Source organism: Liquorilactobacillus mali KCTC 3596 = DSM 20444, assembly GCF_000260415.1.
Classification (GTDB): domain Bacteria; phylum Bacillota; class Bacilli; order Lactobacillales; family Lactobacillaceae; genus Liquorilactobacillus; species Liquorilactobacillus mali.
Genome location: NZ_BACP01000061.1, coordinates 1 through 15721 on the forward strand (window position 1 = coordinate 1; position 15721 = coordinate 15721).

Consider the following 15721-nt stretch of genomic DNA (forward strand, 5'->3'; position numbering starts at 1 on the left):
ACTAATCTTTTTTGACCCTATTTTTTTGTACATAATAGGTCTAAAAACAATAAAAAAGACATCTCCAAAAATACAGAGATATCTAAAACTATCATAATAGTATTAACATTTTTGAGAATTGTGGAAATTTACAACCTTGCTATATGCAACACTAATAATTCATTAAGTCTCTAATGAGTTGAAAAAATGTTGTTAACTTATAAAAGTTAAAGTTATTCTATCTCCTTATCAACTATGGTTCTTTTTGTATAGACACATATTACGCCTCAGATAAAATATAATTTATGACTGCTTTACCTATTTCATGTGGGAAAAAATCAATCGTTGAAAAATCCAAAATCTCACTATACGGCGTATTCTCTTCGCCAATCATTTGAAAATATTTTTTGTGAATATATCCAAGTACCTTTAATCCTAAAATAATACCGGTAGCCATATCATCCCCATTAGCAAAAATGACATCGGGTGGTTGATGGTTGGAAAAATAATTGATGGACCATCGGTAATCTTCTGAATAACCGGATAGCCCCGTAAAATAATCCTTCCCCTCAATTGCTTTTTCGGAATAAGTATTAAAACTATTTACTTTATCACGAGTGCTTTTACTTTCTTTTGCAGTTCTTTTGACTGTAAAAAGTACTCGATGTTTTTTTGCTTAGAAATCTCAAAAAACAACTACTGATATATTTTTTTCGATCTGGATAAATCATAGGTAATATTGTACTATCTACTTTTTCTGTAAATACAATTTTTCCTAAATTTTATATTTCTTGAGGACAAGCTGTTGATACCAATCCATCAATTACTTGCCAATCTAAAAGTGAAAAATTACATTTTTTCCACGCTTTAATAAGCTTTTTAAGCAACTACAAGAAAAAAAATAGCATTTGTTGTTGCTAGTGGTAATCAATATTTCCAGTTTCGTACTTTTTTCCTAAGAAACTATAAAAACATAACGTTCCTATCAGAAAATGGAGCTAATATCTTGATCGGTGATCAACATTTTTGTAATGCAGAATTACCAAAGAATATTGTCATGCACACCTTAAATACACTTGATAAACTAGACCCTATCAACTTAATCGTTTGTGGAAAAAAGAGTGCTTATATTTTGGAAGATGCCACCGTAGAACAAATATCCAATGCAAAGTTCTATTATCCCAGAATAAGACCTGTTAGATCTTGGAATGAATTATTTAATGAAGACGATACATTTTTCAAATTTGCACTTTCTTTTGATCCTTCAGAAATCACAGAAAAATTGACTATATTGCAAACCACTCTAAAAGGAAGCTTGATTCACATTTCTAGTGGCCATGGTAATATTGATCTTATTATTCCTGGTGTTAATAAATACACTAGGTTAAAATTACTCGGAAAAAAATGGCATATTTCAGATAGTGAGATAGCAACATTTGGGGATAGTGGCAATGATTTAGAAATGCTTAAACATACCAAATATAGTTTTGCAATGGGAAATGCACAAGAACAAATAAAAAAGCTGCAAATTCAATTATCGGCTCTAATAATTCTGAGACATTGCTTGACACTATTGAATCAATTATCAATAGTAATAATTAAATGAGGATACTCAAACTCTTTTCTTCAACCATACAAAATTTTCAGTTAGATGAAATTGCCTACCGCAAGTTACCTCAAAACATTGCAGACCGGAATGGTGTCAACTCAAAAAAAAAAACGCTCCACAAACTGAATTGTGAAACGCCTTAAACATTGATATATATATAATATTAACGTTTTGAAAATTGTGAAGCCTTACGAGCTTTCTTAAGACCTGGCTTCTTACGTTCTTTCATACGTGCATCACGAGTCAAGAGACCAGCACGTTTGAGGACGCCGCGGAAATCAGGATCTACTTCAAGCAATGCACGTGCAATACCATGACGTGTTGCACCAGCTTGACCAGAGAAGCCGCCACCATCAACGTTAACAAGAACATCATATGAATCCTTTGTTTCCGTAACGTCAAATGGTTGAACCATAACTTCGCGTAAGTTTGCAAATGGAACATATTCTTCTGCAGGCTTGCCGTTCATAACAATCTTACCTGTACCTGGTACTAAACGTACACGAGCAACAGAATTCTTGCGACGGCCAGTGCCTTTATATTGTACTTGAGCCAATTAAGTTTCCTCCTAGATTAAGTTTGTGATATCCAATACTTCTGGTTGTTGAGCTTCATGCTTGTGATCTGCACCACGGTAAACATGTAACTTCTTAGCTTGAGCTTTACCAAGTGTACCCTTTGGAAGCATTCCTTTGATGGATAAAGCAATTAACTTCTCAGGATCTTTTTCACGGTAATCACCAGCTGTACGGCTCTTCAAACCACCTGGATGGTCTGTATGATGATAGTAAATCTTTTTTGTTGCTTTACGACCTGTCAAAGCAACTTTTTCTGCATTGATAACAATAACAAAATCACCTGTATCAACATTTGGTGTGAATACTGGTTTATTTTTACCACGTAAGATAGAAGCAACAGTTGAAGAAAGACGTCCCAAAGGAACATCAGTTGCATCCACTACGTACCATTTACGTTCTATTTCGCCTGGTTTTGCAATATATGTTGTACGCACGTTTATTTCCTCCATTTACATATGCTTGTTTGACACAAAATAAGTTTCCGGGGCCTACTGTGGGGCAAACAATACCAAATATTATGATACTTTTTTTTGAGCCCAAAGTCAATTAAAACTAATTACTTATTTATTATTTTCTATATCATAGTATACTTTTTTTAAATAAAGCCCGCTTGCTGGTGCAGTTGCACGGCATTCATTGCGATCTTTAACTTCATACAGGCGTAAAAAATCATGTACTGGCCGCTTGCCATTACCTATTTCCAGAAGCGCTGCAACCATGATTCGTACTTGATTGTATAAAAAACCATTGCCATAAAATTCAAAAATTATTTCATTATTTTCAAGATTTTCCCTAACAGTTGCATCATAGATAGTTCGCACATGACTCTTAGTTTGACTACCGGATGCCACAAAACTCGAGTAATCATGTGTTCCAATTACATCCGGAATTGCTTCCTTAATTAATTCAATATTTAATGGATACTTGTAATGTCCTGTGTAAAACCTCTTGAAAGGATCAACGAAACGTCCGCGACTTACCCGATACATATAGCGTTTGCCATGTGCTGTAAAACGTGCATGAAATTCTTTCGAAACAATTTTTGCATCCACTACTTGCATATCCAGTGGCAGCATACTATTTAATCCATTCACAATTCCTTGTGCAGGTATATCATTCTCAAGATCAAAATGAACAATTTGACCAAATGCATGTACACCAGCATCTGTTCTTCCTGAACCGAAAATATGCACAAACTCTTTTGCCGTGCTCATCTTATTAACTGCTTTTTCTAAAACATCTTGCACAGTCCGTTGATTTGGCTGACTCTGAAATCCCGCAAAATTTGTTCCATCATACGCCAGCGTTATCATATACCTCTTTGACATCTAATTCCTCACATTCATTCATAATTACCAATGGCGCAAGAACAACAAGATAATCAGTACTATCACAAAGACAGCACATCCTGCTGTGTCACCTGTCTGCCAATAATGTACCCGATACTTAGTTCTTCCCTCACCGCCACGATATCCCCGAGCTTCCATTGCAGTTGCCAAATCTTCAGCACGATTGAATGAACTAACAAATAACGGAACAAGTAGTGGGACAACTGCCTTTATCTGCTGCATAATACTTCCTTCACCAAAATTTACCCCTCGTGAACGCTGTGCATTCATAATTTTTGCAGTCTCATCCATCAGCGTTGGCACGAATCGTAAAGCAATTGACAGCATCAAAGAAATCTCATAGACCGGAACCTTTATTTTCTTCAAAGGCATCATCAATTTCTCGAGTGCATCCGCAATCGCAAGCGGTGCCGTCGTTAATGTTAATAACGTTGACATAAAAATGATTAGCACAAACCTACAGAAAACGTATGCCCCATTGATTAAACCATAATAAGATAGGTTAAACGGTCCCCATCTCCAAAAAACAGTTCCTCCACTACTAAAAAAAATCTGTAGTAAGACCGTGAACAATATTAACCAAATTAATGGACGGACACCCTTGATAAAAAAGGCAAAGTTCACTCTGGCAGCTAAAATACTTCCAATTGTCAAAGCAAATAATAGAACATACGATTGCCAATTATTAGCTAAAAAGATAATAACAATGAAGAAAAAACTCAATATTAGTTTTGCTCTAGGATCCATACGGTGCACAATTGAATCACCAGGAACATACCTTCCCAATAACACTTTACCCATGGTGCACACCACCCCCATGCAATAAGGATGCAATTTGTCGAGCTAAGGAAACTTCTGTCAGTGGTAAAGTTGCAAACTTGTACCCTGTCTTTTTCTCAAACTCCAGCGCAAATTCACCCGCTTTAGGCAATGCAAGGTGATGTTCGACAAGCCAATTTGGTTGAGCAAAAATCTCGCTGGGAGTTCCACTAGCAATCTGCTTACCTTTTTCCAGTACAATTACATTATCAGCATACTTAGCAACATCATCCATTTGATGGGTAACCAGGACAACTGTTAAGTTTTGTTCTTCTTTTAACCTCTTGAACATTTCCATAATTTCAAGTCTTCCTTGTGGATCAAGTCCAGCTGTCGGTTCATCCAATACCAAGATCTCAGGCTCCATCGCGAGGATACCAGCAATTGCGACACGTCTCATCTGACCACCTGATAATTCAAACGGTGATTTTGATAATAATTCATCATCTAATCCAACTTGTTGAGCCATTCTGCGAGCTATTGTTTCAGCTTCTTCTTCAGTTTTACCAAAATTTTTTGGAGCAAAGGCAATGTCTTTAATTACTGTTTCTTCAAATAACTGTGCCTCAGGAAATTGAAATACAATCCCAACGTGTTTACGTAATTCACCTAGTTGCTTATTTTTAGTTTCGGGTGTAATTATTTGTTTACCGACATGAATTACACCGCTTGTTGGGCGCAACAATCCATTTAAATGTTGTAAAAAAGTAGATTTTCCACTCCCAGTATGTCCAATTAGTGCAGTATAACTCCCAGTGGGAATCTCAGCTGAGATATTTTCAAGTGCTTGCTGCTCAAAAGGTGTATTTGGCTGATACGTATAATTTACTGCTTTGAAAATAATTGCCATAGCCAATCAACCATTCCTTCTTTTGTAAGATATTCATCAGGTACTTTGATTTCTTGTTTTATAAGTTCTTCCTTCAATTTCTCTGAAAAAGGTGGTTCAAGTCCAATCTTAACCAAGCTTGCTCCATGTGAAAAAATTTTTGCAGGAATATCATCTTGAACAATTTTACCATCATCAAGCACAACCACTCTCTGCGCATTAGATGCTTCATCTATATCATGCGTAATTGAAATAACAGTCAAGTGTTCTACTTGATTCAATTCGCGAATAATCTCCAAAACCGATTGACGTCCTTCGGGATCAAGCATGCTTGTAGCCTCATCAAGAATGATAATTTCAGGCTTTAAGGCAATTATCCCGGCCAATGCAACTCGCTGCTTCTGACCACCTGACAATCTAACGGGTTCATGATCAGCAAATTCCCACATCCCAACGCGTTCAAGTGCTTGTCTTACTCTAATTAACATCTCTTCACGTGGAATCGCTGCATTCTCTAATCCAAAAGCAACATCGTCTTCAACATTAGCTCCGACAAATTGGTTATCAGGATTCTGAAAAACCATACCGATTTTGCTGCGTACATCCCAAACTGACTCAGGTGTCAGTTTTATTCCACTCACCGTAATTTCGCCACTTTCAGGAGCCAACAAGCCATCTATCAGACGTACTAATGTGCTCTTTCCGCTCCCATTATGCCCAATAATTGCAAGCCATTCACCTTTTTTAATTTTTAAATTAAAATTATTGAAATTTTGTACTTCTTGTTGCGGATATTTAAAAGTAAGATTTTTAATTTCAACTATATCCACTGTTTTTTACTCTCCTCAACTAGAATTTTATAACATTTATCATACCATATTCAGCCTATTAAAAAAGAGACGAATTACACATTTAATCACGCAAGGAAAAAGTTACTTCTATGTAAAAGTTAAAATAATATCATTTATATTACTGACCCTTAATTCGTAAAATTCAACTTTTTATTAAAAAAAGGCCAAGCCAAAGTTAAATTTTGACCTGCCTCCTCTATTTATTCCATATAAATGTGTTCCATAAGTCAACTTTTTCCAAATAATTTCGAATTTTATTGTCTTGTGTCACATTCCAGAATAAGGTTTTAAAACTTTTCACTTTAAAACAAAAAAATCACTTTTTATAACGAAGGTTTCCCAATTAAGGTACTTAGGACTAGACTAGGAACTACCCATCATCGTAACGCCCAGTTATCGTTATAAAAGTGACAAAATGATAGCTATTTCAAACTAGTCAACTAATTCAAGAACAACCATTTTTGCTGCATCTCCACGACGTTCATCCATCTTGAGGATACGTGTGTAACCACCATTGCGTTCTTCAAAACGTGGTGCTAAATCTGAGAAAAGCTTTTGTAATGCTGATTGAACAACAACATTATCACCATCTTCTTTAACATCAGCAACAACATTCATCAAAAATGCAGCAGCACGACGACGAGAAGCCAAGTCGCCTTTCTTACCTAATGAAATCATCTTTTCAGCTGATTTACGAACTTCTTTAGCACGTGCATCAGTTGTCACGATTTTTTCGTTAACGAGCAAGTCAGTCGTCAAGTTACGCAACATAGCCCTACGATGTTCACTTGTTCGTCCTAATTTACGGTAACCCATGAAGTATTCCCTCCCTTAATAAAGATTAGTCATCATGACGTAATGATAAACCCAAATCAACAAGTTTATTCTTAACTTCTTCTAATGACTTACGTCCAAGATTGCGGACCTTCATCATATCAGCTTCAGACTTATTAGTTAATTCCTGAACTGTGTTTATTCCAGCACGCTTCAAGCAATTATAAGAACGAACTGACAAATCAAGCTCTTCAATCGTCATCTCAAGCATTTTTTCTTTATGTGTCTCTTCCTTTTCTACCATGATTTCAGCATTCTTAGCCTCATCAGTAAGATCAACAAATAAAGTTAAATGTTCTGTTAAAATTTTCGCAGATAAGCTGATTGCTTCACTTGGAGTAACTGCACCATTAGTCCATACATCAAGTGTCAACTTATCAAAATCATCTTTTTGACCAACACGTGCTTTCTCTACTTGATAGTTTACACGTTCAATCGGGGTATAAATTGAGTCAATCGGCAACACACCAATTGGCATATCATCAGCCCTGGCTTTGTTATCATCAGCAGAAACATAGCCACGACCAGTGTTAGCAGTCATTCGAACATGGAATGATGCGCCTTCGGCAACTGTACAAATATACAGGTCAGAGTTAAGAACCTCGACATCACTACTTCCCTGAATATCACCCGCTGTTACTTCAACCGGACCAGCAACATTGATTTCCAATGTTTGGTTTTCTTCCGAATCAATACGCAAAGCAACTTTTTTAAGATTCAAAATGATTTGTGTCACATCTTCAAGAACACCCTTGATAGTCGAGAATTCATGCAATACACCGTCAATTTGAATATCAGTAATTGCTGCACCAGGAAGTGATGAAAGCAAAATACGACGAAGTGAATTACCTAAAGTAGTACCATAACCACGTTCAAGTGGTTCAACAACAAATTTACCATAATCAAGATTTTCTTCTATTTTATGAATTTTTGGTTTTTCAAATTCAATCATTCTTATCTTTACCCCTTTCAAAACACGACGTGTAATCTGGCGAAAACATTATGAAGATTTACCTCAAAATGAATACGAAACCACATTAAACACGACGGCGTTTTGGAGGACGACATCCATTATGAGGAACTGGTGTCACATCGCGAATTGATGTAACCTCAAGGCCAGTTGTCTGTAAAGCACGAATAGCGGCTTCACGACCAGAACCAGGGCCTTTAACTGCAACTTCAACACTCTTCATACCATGCTCCATTGAACCCTTTGCTGCAGCTTCTGCAGCCATCTGAGCAGCGAATGGAGTTGACTTACGGCTACCCCTGAAACCAAGAGCACCTGCAGAAGACCAAGCAATAGCATTGCCATGAACATCTGTAATCATAACAAGTGTATTATTAAATGTTGAGTGAATATGTGCCACGCCGACTTCAATATTTTTCTTTACTCGACGCTTACGCGAACTTTTCTTAACTGCCATGAAATAGCTAACCTCCTTTAATTAATTATTTCTTTCTACCAGCAATTGATGCAGCTGGGCCTTTACGTGTGCGTGCATTATTCTTCGTGTTTTGTCCACGAACTGGTAAATGACGACGATGACGTAAGCCTCGGTATGATCCAATTTCTGATAAACGTTTGATATCTAAGCTGACCTCACGACGAAGATCACCTTCGACCTTATACTTATCAGCAACAGCACGAATCTTATCTTCTTGATCAGAAGTCAAGTCGCGTACACGAACATCTTCAGACACTTCTGCCTCTGCTAAGATTTTCTGTGCTGTAGTATTACCGATTCCATAAATGTAAGTTAAGCCGATTACGATACGCTTGTCACGTGGTAAATCGACACCTGCAATACGAGCCATAACAATTACACCTCCTAATTTTTAATTATCCTTGACGTTGTTTGTGTTTTGGATTTGAGCAAATTACCATAACACGACCCTTGCGCTTAATTACTTTACAGTGTTCACACATTGGTTTTACTGATGGTCTTACCTTCATGAATTATACCTCCCAAATGTATTTGAAGTACAATCTATTTAAAGCGATAGGTAATGCGGCCCTTAGTCAAATCGTAAGGGGACATTTCGACAGTTACCTTATCACCAGGTAAAATGCGAATATAATGCATTCTGATTTTTCCTGATACATGAGCTAATATCTCGTGTCCATTTTCGAGCTCGACCTTGAACATCGCATTGGGTAACGTTTCTTTGATTGTACCCTCAATTTCAATCACATCATCTTTCGCCACGCAAAAGTACCTCCTTAAATGGTTTTAAAACTTTACACGCAAAACGGTAACTCCTTAAAACCAAGGAGTAACTCTTCTACGCAAGCTAATCCATCCAAATGGACAGACTAATCCTATTGAAAAGATAAACCTGAAACAGTATATCATTTCAATAAACTATATGCAAGCAATTTCAACAATTGCTACTTTATTTTTTCTAAAATATCCTTGATATCACCAAATACTTTGCCAATTTCTTGATTACCATCAACTTCATGTAATAAACCTTTTTCCTCATAGAATGCTAATAGTGGTGTATTCATCTTTATATTAACATCCAAACGATTCTTAACAGTTTCTGGTTTATCATCTTCGCGCTGGTAGAAGTTATGTCCGCCACAACGATCACAAGTTCCTGCTACTTTTGTTGGATTAAAGACCTTATGGTATGTCGCTCCACAATCACGACAGATAAATCTTCCAGTTAATCGTTCTAATAATGAAGCTGGGTCAACATGAATATTAATGACACCGACCAACGATTTCGATAATTCTGTTCCCATTTCATCCAGAGCCTCTGCTTGAGCCATGTTTCTGGGAAAACCATCAAGCAAAAAACCTTTATCTGTATCAGACTTGCTTAAACGTTCCTTGACAATTCCATTTGTAACTTCATCTGGAACAAGTTCACCCTTGTCAATAAAGGACTTCGCCTTTAAGCCCATCGGTGTTTCATTTTTTATAGCAGCACGGAAAATATCACCGGTCGAAATATGTGGAATATTAAATTCATCAACAATTCTTTCAGCCTGTGTTCCTTTCCCTGCTCCAGGCAGTCCCATCAACATTAAGTTCATTCCTGTCATTGTTCAATAACCTCCATAGAATGTGTAATTAGTTTTAAATGAAAAAGCTGGCCCCACTAAAGCGAAGCCGAACTCTCTTTCATTATCACTAACTTATCTAATAAAGCCGACGTACTCGCGCTTCATCATCATACCCTTTAATTGTCTGATTGATTCAAGTGCAACCCCCACAACAATCAATAAACTAGTTCCACCTAATCCAATTGATTCATCTAATCCCCAAATGTTTGAGGCAACCAATGGAATCAAAGCAACAAGTCCTAAGAAGAGTGAACCGACTGAACTTAAACGCATCAACAGACGTGAAACAAATTTCTCTGTTTCCTTGCCTGGCCAGACACTTGGAATGTAACTGCCCTGCTTCTGCAAATTCTCCGATAGCTTTTCAGGGTTAACCTGAACAAAAGCATAGAAGAAAGTAAATACAACAATCAAAACAGTATAAAGAATCATTCCTCCTGTAGCTTGCATGTTGAAGATGTTAGTCATCACCTTGTACCATGTAGCTTCAGAGTAATTTTGTGTAAATGCCATCAAAATAGTTTGTGGCGTTGCAATAAAGGAACTTGCAAAGATAACAGGAATAACTCCTGCCACATTGATTTTCAACGGTAGATACGAACTATTAGTTGCTCCTGCAAGTCTTCTAGTATATTGAATGGGAATCTTATAACTTGCTTGTTGCACATATGTAACAAAAGCAACAATCGCTAAAATAGCTACTAACAATACAACAACATACAAAATACTCTTCCACAAATCACTAGATGATGCATCAGCAAATTGATCATTGTAAATCTGGTGAACACCAGTAGGAATTCTTGCAATAATACCAGCCATGATTATCATTGAAATTCCGTTTCCAAAACCTCTATCAGTAATCATATCACCAAGCCATGTAGTAAATAATGAACCACCCGTTAAAATAATTCCTATACTTACATATGTCTTAATTCCTGGATCTTCGACCAAATTCAAACTGCTCAGTGCATTAAACCCAGCTGTAATTCCAATTGACTGTACAAACGCCAGCACTATTGTTAAATATCTTGTAGCTTGATTAAGCTTTCTACGACCAACTTCACCTTGCTTACTCCACTCAACAAAGCGGGGAACAATATCCATTTGAAGTAGCTGAACAATAATCTGAGCAGTAATATATGGTGAAACACCCATTGCTAAAATGGAATAGTTCGCCAAACCACCACCACTGAAAGTATTCAAGATACTAACTAACCCTGAAGACGCAACACTAGTTAAAGCTTTAGCGTTGATCCCAGGGACTGTGATATATGTGCCTAAACGAAATACAATCAAGACACCTAATGTAAATAAGATTTTGTTGCGGATCTCTTTTACAGCTAAGGCGTTCTTCATTGTTTTAAGCATTAAATCACCTCTGCTTGACCGCCAGCTGCTTCAATAGCTTTCTTAGCTGAAGCAGAAAACTTATTGGCTTTGACGGTTAACTTCTTAGTCAACTCACCATTACCTAGAATTTTAATTCCATTCAATTCTTTTTTAACAACACCATTCTCAACTAAGAGTACTGGTGTAACTTCTGTACCATCATCGAATTTGTTAAGCGCGTCTAAATTAACAACTGCAAATTCCTTGCGGTTGATATTTTGAAAACCACGTTTTGGCATACGACGGAACAATGGCATTTGTCCACCTTCAAAGCCCAAACGTACCTTACCACGAGCTTTTTGGCCTTTCTGACCACGTCCAGCTGTCTTACCATTACCGGATGAAGTTCCGCGACCTACGCGATTACGTACGTGACGTGAACCTTCACTTGGTTTTAACTCATGCAATTCCATCAGGTTGGCACCTCCTTAATTATTAATTATAACATGTCATAAACGATTACTCAGCAATTGAAACATCAACCAAATGATTGATTTTCGCAACAGCACCACGTGTTGAAGCATTGTCAGGAAGAACAACTGAACTGTTGATGCGACCTAAACCAAGTGCTTTGACGATATCGCGCTGCTTTTGAGGACGCCCAATGACACTACGAACCAAAGTAACTTTTAAATTAGCCATAATATTGAGCCTCCTTTATTCTGCTAAGTGTTGTGCTGAAACACCACGAAGTGCGGCAACTTCTTCAGCACTCTTCATTTTTGCTAAACCATCCATTGTTGCACGAACAACATTGATTGGTGTACTTGAGCCAAGTGACTTACTTGTTACATCAGCAACACCAGACAATTCCATAACGGCACGAACAGCACCACCAGCAGCAACACCAGAACCGGCTATAGCTGGTTTCAACATGATACGGCTACCACTATATTCACCAAGAACTTCATGAGGAAGTGTATCATTAACCATTGGGACTGTGATAAGGTTCTTACGAGCATCATCAACAGCTTTACGGATAGCATCAGGAACTTCTTGTGCCTTACCAGTACCAAAGCCAACATGGCCATTGTGGTCTCCAACGATAACTAAGGCAGCAAAACGTAAGCGACGTCCACCTTTAACAACTTTTGTGATACGGTTAATCGCAACAACGCGATCTTCTAAATCTAATTGAGCTGGATCGATAAAAGTCATAAATTAGTTTCCCTCCCTTTCCTAAAAGTCTAATCCATTTTCACGAGCAGCAGTTGCAAGTGCTTCAACACGTCCGTGATATAAATATCCGCCACGGTCGAAAACAACTTCCTTAATACCTTTTTCAACAGCACGTTTTGCAACAACTTCACCAACTGAAGTTGCTTGTTCTGTTTTAGAGTCACCACTGACTTCACTATCTAACGTAGAGGCACTAACTAGCGTCACACCCGCTACGTCATCAATTACTTGAGCGTAGATGTTTTTGTTTGAACGATAAACATTTAAGCGTGGGCACTTAGCTGTACCAGAGATCTTACCACGGACACGTAAATGACGCTTTTGACGTGTCTTATTCTTATCTGGTTTTGAAATCACAATTTTCACCTCTTAATTTAATTTGTATCTTTTTTCAGTTAAACTGATTACTTACCAGTCTTACCTTCCTTACGACGAACAATTTCACCCTTGTAACGAATTCCCTTGCCCTTATAAGGTTCTGGAGCACGTGTCAAACGAATCTTTGCCGCAAAATCTCCAACTGCTTCTTTTGAAATACCAGAAACAATTATTGAAGTTGCAGAAGGTGCTTCAATACTAATACCATTCTCAGCAACAAACTCCACTGGATGAGAATAACCAACATTCAATACAAGCGTATTACCCTTCATTTGTGCACGGTAACCAACACCTTGAAGTTCTAATTCTTTCTTGAAACCTGTGCTAACACCTAATATCATGTTGTGAAATACAGCTCTTGTTGTCCCATGTAATGCTTTTGTCTTGCTATCATTGCTTGAACGATCAAACTTAACAACATTACCTTCGATTTCCATTGAAATCTTGTCAGAGAATTCACGAGTTAATTCACCCTTAGGTCCTTTAACGGTTACGATATCTCCATCACGACTGACCTCAATATCAGCAGGTACAGTAACTTCTTTATAACCAATACGACTCACGGTAGTGACACCTCCTTACTTTCGAAAATTTCTACCAAACGTATGCTAATACTTCGCCGCCAATTTTCTTTGCGCGGGCGTCTTTATCTGTCATAACCCCTTCTGAGGTTGAAAGAATAGCGATTCCTAAGCCGTTTAGGACCTTAGGAACAGCATCTGCTTTAACATATGAACGTAAACCAGGTTTTGAAATACGCTTAATCCCAGTAATTACGCGTTCATTATCCTTACTAAATTTCAAGAATACACGGATGATTCCTTGTTTGTCATCATCAATATATTCAACATTGCGAACAAAACCTTCATTTTTGAGGATTTCTGCAATATCGTGCTTAATTTTTGAAGCAGGTACTTCAAGAGATTCGTGCTTTGCCATGTTTGCATTGCGAACACGTGTCAAGAAGTCTGCGATTGGATCAGTCATGACCATTAAATTTGCCCTCCTTTACTTTATTGGATTACCAGCTAGCCTTTTTCATCCCAGGAATTTGACCTTTGTGGGCAAGATCTCTTAGGCAAACACGGCATAACTTAAACTTACGATAAACTGAATGTGGACGACCACAACGTTCACAGCGTGTATATTCTTGCGTAGAGAACTTAGCTTCGCGTTTGTTCTTTGCAATTTGCGACTTCTTTGCCAATGTGAAACCCCCTTTATTTAGCGAATGGCATTCCTAATTGCGACAATAACTCTTTGGATTCTTCATCTGAATTTGCAGTTGTAACAATAACGATATCCATACCTCGAACTTTGTTAACATCATCAAAATCAATTTCAGGGAAAATTAGCTGTTCACGGATACCCAATGTGTAGTTACCGCGGCCATCAAAGGCACGCTTACTAACACCATGAAAATCACGAACACGAGGTAGTGAAACAGATACTAATTTATCCAAGAAATCATACATACGCTCGCCACGTAATGTAACTTTAGTTCCGATAGGCATACCTTCACGTAAACGGAAACCAGCAATTGATTTCTTTGCCTTTGTAATAACAGGTTTTTGACCCGCAATCAAAGTCAATTCTTCAACTGCTTCATCCAAGTTCTTAGCGTTGCTAACTGCGTCACCAACACCCATGTTGATAACAATTTTATCAACTTTAGGAGCTTGCATGATTGAAGTATAATTGAATTTTTCCATTATTGATGGAACTATTTCTTTATCATATTTTTCTTTTAAACGATTAACCATGAAGAAAGTAATCCTCCTTTCCTATTTCTACTTATCTAAGGATTCACCAGTTTTTTTAGAAACTCGAACTTTTTTACCATCAACAACCTTTACACTTATACGAGTTGTTTCATTGTTTGATGGATCAAGCAACATAACGTTGGAGACATGAATAGGTGCTTCAACCTCAACAATTCCACCGTTAGGATTTGCGTTGCTTGGTTTTTGGTGCTTTTTAATAATATTTACACCCTTAACGATTACACGGTCTTTACTAGGAAAAACTTTTTCAATAATTCCTTCTTTACCTTTATCCTTACCAGCAATTACCTTAACTTTATCATTCTTTTTTACGAACATTTTATTTCGCACCTCCTTGCCAACATCGGTTTATTACAGTACTTCAGGTGCTAAGGAAACGATCTTCATAAAGCTTCCATCACGTAATTCACGTGCAACTGGCCCAAAGATACGTGTACCCTTTGGTGATTTGTCATCACCAATAATAACTGCTGCATTTTCATCAAATTTGATGTAAGAACCGTCTGCACGGTGTGTTCCGAACTTTGTTCGAACAACAACAGCCTTAACAACATCACCTTTTTTGACAACGCCACCTGGTGTTGCCTGTTTAACAGTAGCAACAATCGTGTCACCAATATTTGCTGTACGGACGCGTGAACCGCCTAAAACCTTAATTACAAGAATTTCACGTGCACCAGAGTTATCAGCAACTTTTAAACGACTTTCTTGTTGGATCACGGTATGTGACCTCCTTTCGTTAACGAATCAGAATACGAATCAAAGTACATTTAAATCCAGAATATACTCTAGATAATAACTGCCTTTTCAACGATCTCAACTAAACGGAATCTCTTTGTTGCTGACAACGGACGAGTTTCCATAATCTTTACGATGTCTCCCACTTTTGCTTCGTTATTTTCATCATGTGCTTTATACTTCTTGGAGTACTTAACACGCTTATTATAGACTTTATGGTTCTTATAAGTCTCAATAACAACAGCAATCGTTTTATCCATTTTGTCCGAAACAACACGTCCCTGATAGACTTTACGTTGGTTACGATCTTCAGTCATACTTTAGTTTCC

The 15721-nt window shown here is 37.5% G+C and carries 27 protein-coding genes; 1 reads left to right on the forward strand and 26 read right to left on the reverse strand.

Annotated elements, in window-relative coordinates; genetic code table 11:
* Positions 1 to 259 precede the first annotated feature (259 nt).
* The gene (locus GSM_RS15290) at positions 260 to 436 is read right to left on the reverse strand and encodes a type 1 periplasmic-binding domain-containing protein (protein ID WP_003689356.1); all 177 of its coding nucleotides are present in this window, start codon (positions 434 to 436) and stop codon (positions 260 to 262) included.
* A 444-nt stretch (positions 437 to 880) separates the two neighbouring features.
* On the opposite strand from GSM_RS15290, the gene GSM_RS10760 reads away from it, so the two are divergent.
* Positions 881 to 1585, forward strand: coding sequence for an HAD hydrolase family protein (locus GSM_RS10760; RefSeq protein WP_076621444.1), 705 nt, complete (start codon positions 881 to 883; stop codon positions 1583 to 1585).
* Positions 1586 to 1751: 166 nt separating this feature from the next.
* On the opposite strand, the gene rpsI is transcribed toward GSM_RS10760, so the two are convergent.
* The 25 genes from rpsI to rpsQ all read right to left on the reverse strand — a co-directional run bounded on the left by rpsI (position 1752) and on the right by rpsQ (position 15709).
* Positions 1752 to 2144 carry a 30S ribosomal protein S9 gene (gene rpsI / locus GSM_RS10765; protein ID WP_003689359.1) on the reverse strand — a complete coding sequence of 131 codons (393 nt, stop codon included), beginning with the start codon at positions 2142 to 2144 and terminating at the stop codon, positions 1752 to 1754.
* 12 nt (positions 2145 to 2156) lie between these two features.
* Positions 2157 to 2600, reverse strand: a complete 444-nt coding sequence (rplM, locus tag GSM_RS10770) for a 50S ribosomal protein L13 (protein WP_003689361.1) — start codon at positions 2598 to 2600, stop codon at positions 2157 to 2159.
* A gap of 126 nt (positions 2601 to 2726) precedes the next feature.
* Positions 2727 to 3494 (reverse strand): tRNA pseudouridine(38-40) synthase TruA, encoded by a 768-nt coding sequence (gene truA, locus GSM_RS10775; protein ID WP_010078203.1) that lies wholly within the window; start codon positions 3492 to 3494, stop codon positions 2727 to 2729.
* Positions 3495 to 3518: 24 nt separating this feature from the next.
* Positions 3519 to 4316 carry an energy-coupling factor transporter transmembrane component T family protein gene (locus tag GSM_RS10780; RefSeq protein WP_003689365.1) on the reverse strand — a complete coding sequence of 266 codons (798 nt, stop codon included), beginning with the start codon at positions 4314 to 4316 and terminating at the stop codon, positions 3519 to 3521.
* Positions 4309 to 5184 (reverse strand): energy-coupling factor ABC transporter ATP-binding protein, encoded by an 876-nt coding sequence (locus tag GSM_RS10785; protein ID WP_034541907.1) that lies wholly within the window; start codon positions 5182 to 5184, stop codon positions 4309 to 4311. Before GSM_RS10785 ends, GSM_RS10780 begins: the two co-directional genes overlap by 8 nt.
* On the reverse strand, positions 5160 to 5993 hold the full coding sequence (locus tag GSM_RS10790; RefSeq protein WP_003689370.1) for an energy-coupling factor ABC transporter ATP-binding protein: 834 nt from the start codon (positions 5991 to 5993) through the stop codon (positions 5160 to 5162). The genes GSM_RS10785 and GSM_RS10790 overlap by 25 nt, the downstream gene beginning before the upstream one ends.
* 453 nt (positions 5994 to 6446) lie before the next feature.
* Positions 6447 to 6830, reverse strand: coding sequence for a 50S ribosomal protein L17 (gene rplQ / locus GSM_RS10795; RefSeq protein ID WP_003689371.1), 384 nt, complete (start codon positions 6828 to 6830; stop codon positions 6447 to 6449).
* Positions 6831 to 6855: 25 nt separating this feature from the next.
* Positions 6856 to 7800, reverse strand: a complete 945-nt coding sequence (locus GSM_RS10800) for a DNA-directed RNA polymerase subunit alpha (protein ID WP_003689373.1) — start codon at positions 7798 to 7800, stop codon at positions 6856 to 6858.
* 85 nt (positions 7801 to 7885) lie between these two features.
* Positions 7886 to 8275: a 30S ribosomal protein S11 gene (rpsK, locus tag GSM_RS10805; protein WP_003689375.1), complete on the reverse strand. Its 390-nt coding sequence runs from the start codon at positions 8273 to 8275 to the stop codon at positions 7886 to 7888.
* A 25-nt stretch (positions 8276 to 8300) separates the two neighbouring features.
* Positions 8301 to 8666, reverse strand: a complete 366-nt coding sequence (gene rpsM / locus GSM_RS10810; RefSeq protein ID WP_003689378.1) for a 30S ribosomal protein S13 — start codon at positions 8664 to 8666, stop codon at positions 8301 to 8303.
* A gap of 25 nt (positions 8667 to 8691) precedes the next feature.
* Positions 8692 to 8805 (reverse strand): 50S ribosomal protein L36, encoded by a 114-nt coding sequence (gene rpmJ / locus GSM_RS10815; protein ID WP_003689393.1) that lies wholly within the window; start codon positions 8803 to 8805, stop codon positions 8692 to 8694.
* A gap of 34 nt (positions 8806 to 8839) precedes the next feature.
* Positions 8840 to 9058, reverse strand: coding sequence for a translation initiation factor IF-1 (gene infA, locus GSM_RS10820; RefSeq protein WP_003689399.1), 219 nt, complete (start codon positions 9056 to 9058; stop codon positions 8840 to 8842).
* A 182-nt stretch (positions 9059 to 9240) separates the two neighbouring features.
* Positions 9241 to 9894, reverse strand: a complete 654-nt coding sequence (locus GSM_RS10825; protein WP_003689401.1) for an adenylate kinase — start codon at positions 9892 to 9894, stop codon at positions 9241 to 9243.
* A 102-nt stretch (positions 9895 to 9996) separates the two neighbouring features.
* Entirely contained in the window at positions 9997 to 11292 is a 1296-nt protein-coding gene (gene secY, locus GSM_RS10830) for a preprotein translocase subunit SecY (RefSeq protein ID WP_003689403.1), read from the reverse strand.
* The gene (gene rplO, locus GSM_RS10835; protein WP_003689405.1) at positions 11292 to 11726 is read right to left on the reverse strand and encodes a 50S ribosomal protein L15; all 435 of its coding nucleotides are present in this window, start codon (positions 11724 to 11726) and stop codon (positions 11292 to 11294) included. Before rplO ends, secY begins: the two co-directional genes overlap by 1 nt.
* 46 nt (positions 11727 to 11772) lie before the next feature.
* Positions 11773 to 11955: a 50S ribosomal protein L30 gene (gene rpmD / locus GSM_RS10840; protein WP_003689407.1), complete on the reverse strand. Its 183-nt coding sequence runs from the start codon at positions 11953 to 11955 to the stop codon at positions 11773 to 11775.
* A gap of 15 nt (positions 11956 to 11970) precedes the next feature.
* Positions 11971 to 12471, reverse strand: a complete 501-nt coding sequence (rpsE, locus tag GSM_RS10845; protein WP_003689409.1) for a 30S ribosomal protein S5 — start codon at positions 12469 to 12471, stop codon at positions 11971 to 11973.
* Positions 12472 to 12492: 21 nt separating this feature from the next.
* Entirely contained in the window at positions 12493 to 12849 is a 357-nt protein-coding gene (gene rplR, locus GSM_RS10850) for a 50S ribosomal protein L18 (protein WP_003689410.1), read from the reverse strand.
* A gap of 47 nt (positions 12850 to 12896) precedes the next feature.
* Complete coding sequence (rplF, locus tag GSM_RS10855; RefSeq protein ID WP_003689412.1) at positions 12897 to 13433, reverse strand: 50S ribosomal protein L6; 537 nt, start codon at positions 13431 to 13433, stop codon at positions 12897 to 12899.
* A 31-nt stretch (positions 13434 to 13464) separates the two neighbouring features.
* Positions 13465 to 13863, reverse strand: a complete 399-nt coding sequence (gene rpsH / locus GSM_RS10860; protein ID WP_003689414.1) for a 30S ribosomal protein S8 — start codon at positions 13861 to 13863, stop codon at positions 13465 to 13467.
* 28 nt (positions 13864 to 13891) lie between these two features.
* A complete protein-coding gene (locus GSM_RS10865; RefSeq protein ID WP_003689416.1) occupies positions 13892 to 14077 on the reverse strand; it encodes a type Z 30S ribosomal protein S14 in 186 nt (61 codons plus the stop codon).
* 13 nt (positions 14078 to 14090) lie between these two features.
* The gene (gene rplE, locus GSM_RS10870; RefSeq protein ID WP_003689418.1) at positions 14091 to 14633 is read right to left on the reverse strand and encodes a 50S ribosomal protein L5; all 543 of its coding nucleotides are present in this window, start codon (positions 14631 to 14633) and stop codon (positions 14091 to 14093) included.
* Positions 14634 to 14660: 27 nt separating this feature from the next.
* On the reverse strand, positions 14661 to 14972 hold the full coding sequence (gene rplX, locus GSM_RS10875; RefSeq protein WP_003689421.1) for a 50S ribosomal protein L24: 312 nt from the start codon (positions 14970 to 14972) through the stop codon (positions 14661 to 14663).
* Between the two features lie 33 nt (positions 14973 to 15005).
* Positions 15006 to 15374: a 50S ribosomal protein L14 gene (rplN, locus tag GSM_RS10880; protein WP_003689422.1), complete on the reverse strand. Its 369-nt coding sequence runs from the start codon at positions 15372 to 15374 to the stop codon at positions 15006 to 15008.
* A gap of 68 nt (positions 15375 to 15442) precedes the next feature.
* Positions 15443 to 15709: a 30S ribosomal protein S17 gene (gene rpsQ, locus GSM_RS10885; protein ID WP_003689424.1), complete on the reverse strand. Its 267-nt coding sequence runs from the start codon at positions 15707 to 15709 to the stop codon at positions 15443 to 15445.
* Between the last annotated feature and the right edge of the window lie 12 nt (positions 15710 to 15721).

What these genes read in the sequence shown, in the direction of transcription:
- rpsE (WP_003689409.1), bottom strand. Translation starts at nt 12,471, where the DNA reads ATGACTTTTATCGATCCAGCTCAATTAGATTTAGAAGATCGCGTTGTT.
- GSM_RS10825 (WP_003689401.1), bottom strand. Translation starts at nt 9,894, where the DNA reads ATGAACTTAATGTTGATGGGACTGCCTGGAGCAGGGAAAGGAACACAG.
- rplO (WP_003689405.1), bottom strand. Translation starts at nt 11,726, where the DNA reads ATGGAATTGCATGAGTTAAAACCAAGTGAAGGTTCACGTCACGTACGT.
- GSM_RS15290 (WP_003689356.1), bottom strand. Translation starts at nt 436, where the DNA reads ATGGCTACCGGTATTATTTTAGGATTAAAGGTACTTGGATATATTCAC.
- rpsK (WP_003689375.1), bottom strand. Translation starts at nt 8,275, where the DNA reads ATGGCAGTTAAGAAAAGTTCGCGTAAGCGTCGAGTAAAGAAAAATATT.
- rplE (WP_003689418.1), bottom strand. Translation starts at nt 14,633, where the DNA reads ATGGTTAATCGTTTAAAAGAAAAATATGATAAAGAAATAGTTCCATCA.
- GSM_RS10785 (WP_034541907.1), bottom strand. Translation starts at nt 5,184, where the DNA reads ATGGCAATTATTTTCAAAGCAGTAAATTATACGTATCAGCCAAATACA.
- rplX (WP_003689421.1), bottom strand. Translation starts at nt 14,972, where the DNA reads ATGTTCGTAAAAAAGAATGATAAAGTTAAGGTAATTGCTGGTAAGGAT.
- truA (WP_010078203.1), bottom strand. Translation starts at nt 3,494, where the DNA reads ATGTCAAAGAGGTATATGATAACGCTGGCGTATGATGGAACAAATTTT.
- rpmJ (WP_003689393.1), bottom strand. Translation starts at nt 8,805, where the DNA reads ATGAAGGTAAGACCATCAGTAAAACCAATGTGTGAACACTGTAAAGTA.
- rpmD (WP_003689407.1), bottom strand. Translation starts at nt 11,955, where the DNA reads ATGGCTAATTTAAAAGTTACTTTGGTTCGTAGTGTCATTGGGCGTCCT.
- rpsM (WP_003689378.1), bottom strand. Translation starts at nt 8,666, where the DNA reads ATGGCTCGTATTGCAGGTGTCGATTTACCACGTGACAAGCGTATCGTA.
- GSM_RS10780 (WP_003689365.1), bottom strand. Translation starts at nt 4,316, where the DNA reads ATGGGTAAAGTGTTATTGGGAAGGTATGTTCCTGGTGATTCAATTGTG.
- rplQ (WP_003689371.1), bottom strand. Translation starts at nt 6,830, where the DNA reads ATGGGTTACCGTAAATTAGGACGAACAAGTGAACATCGTAGGGCTATG.
- GSM_RS10800 (WP_003689373.1), bottom strand. Translation starts at nt 7,800, where the DNA reads ATGATTGAATTTGAAAAACCAAAAATTCATAAAATAGAAGAAAATCTT.
- rpsH (WP_003689414.1), bottom strand. Translation starts at nt 13,863, where the DNA reads ATGGTCATGACTGATCCAATCGCAGACTTCTTGACACGTGTTCGCAAT.
- secY (WP_003689403.1), bottom strand. Translation starts at nt 11,292, where the DNA reads ATGCTTAAAACAATGAAGAACGCCTTAGCTGTAAAAGAGATCCGCAAC.
- rpsQ (WP_003689424.1), bottom strand. Translation starts at nt 15,709, where the DNA reads ATGACTGAAGATCGTAACCAACGTAAAGTCTATCAGGGACGTGTTGTT.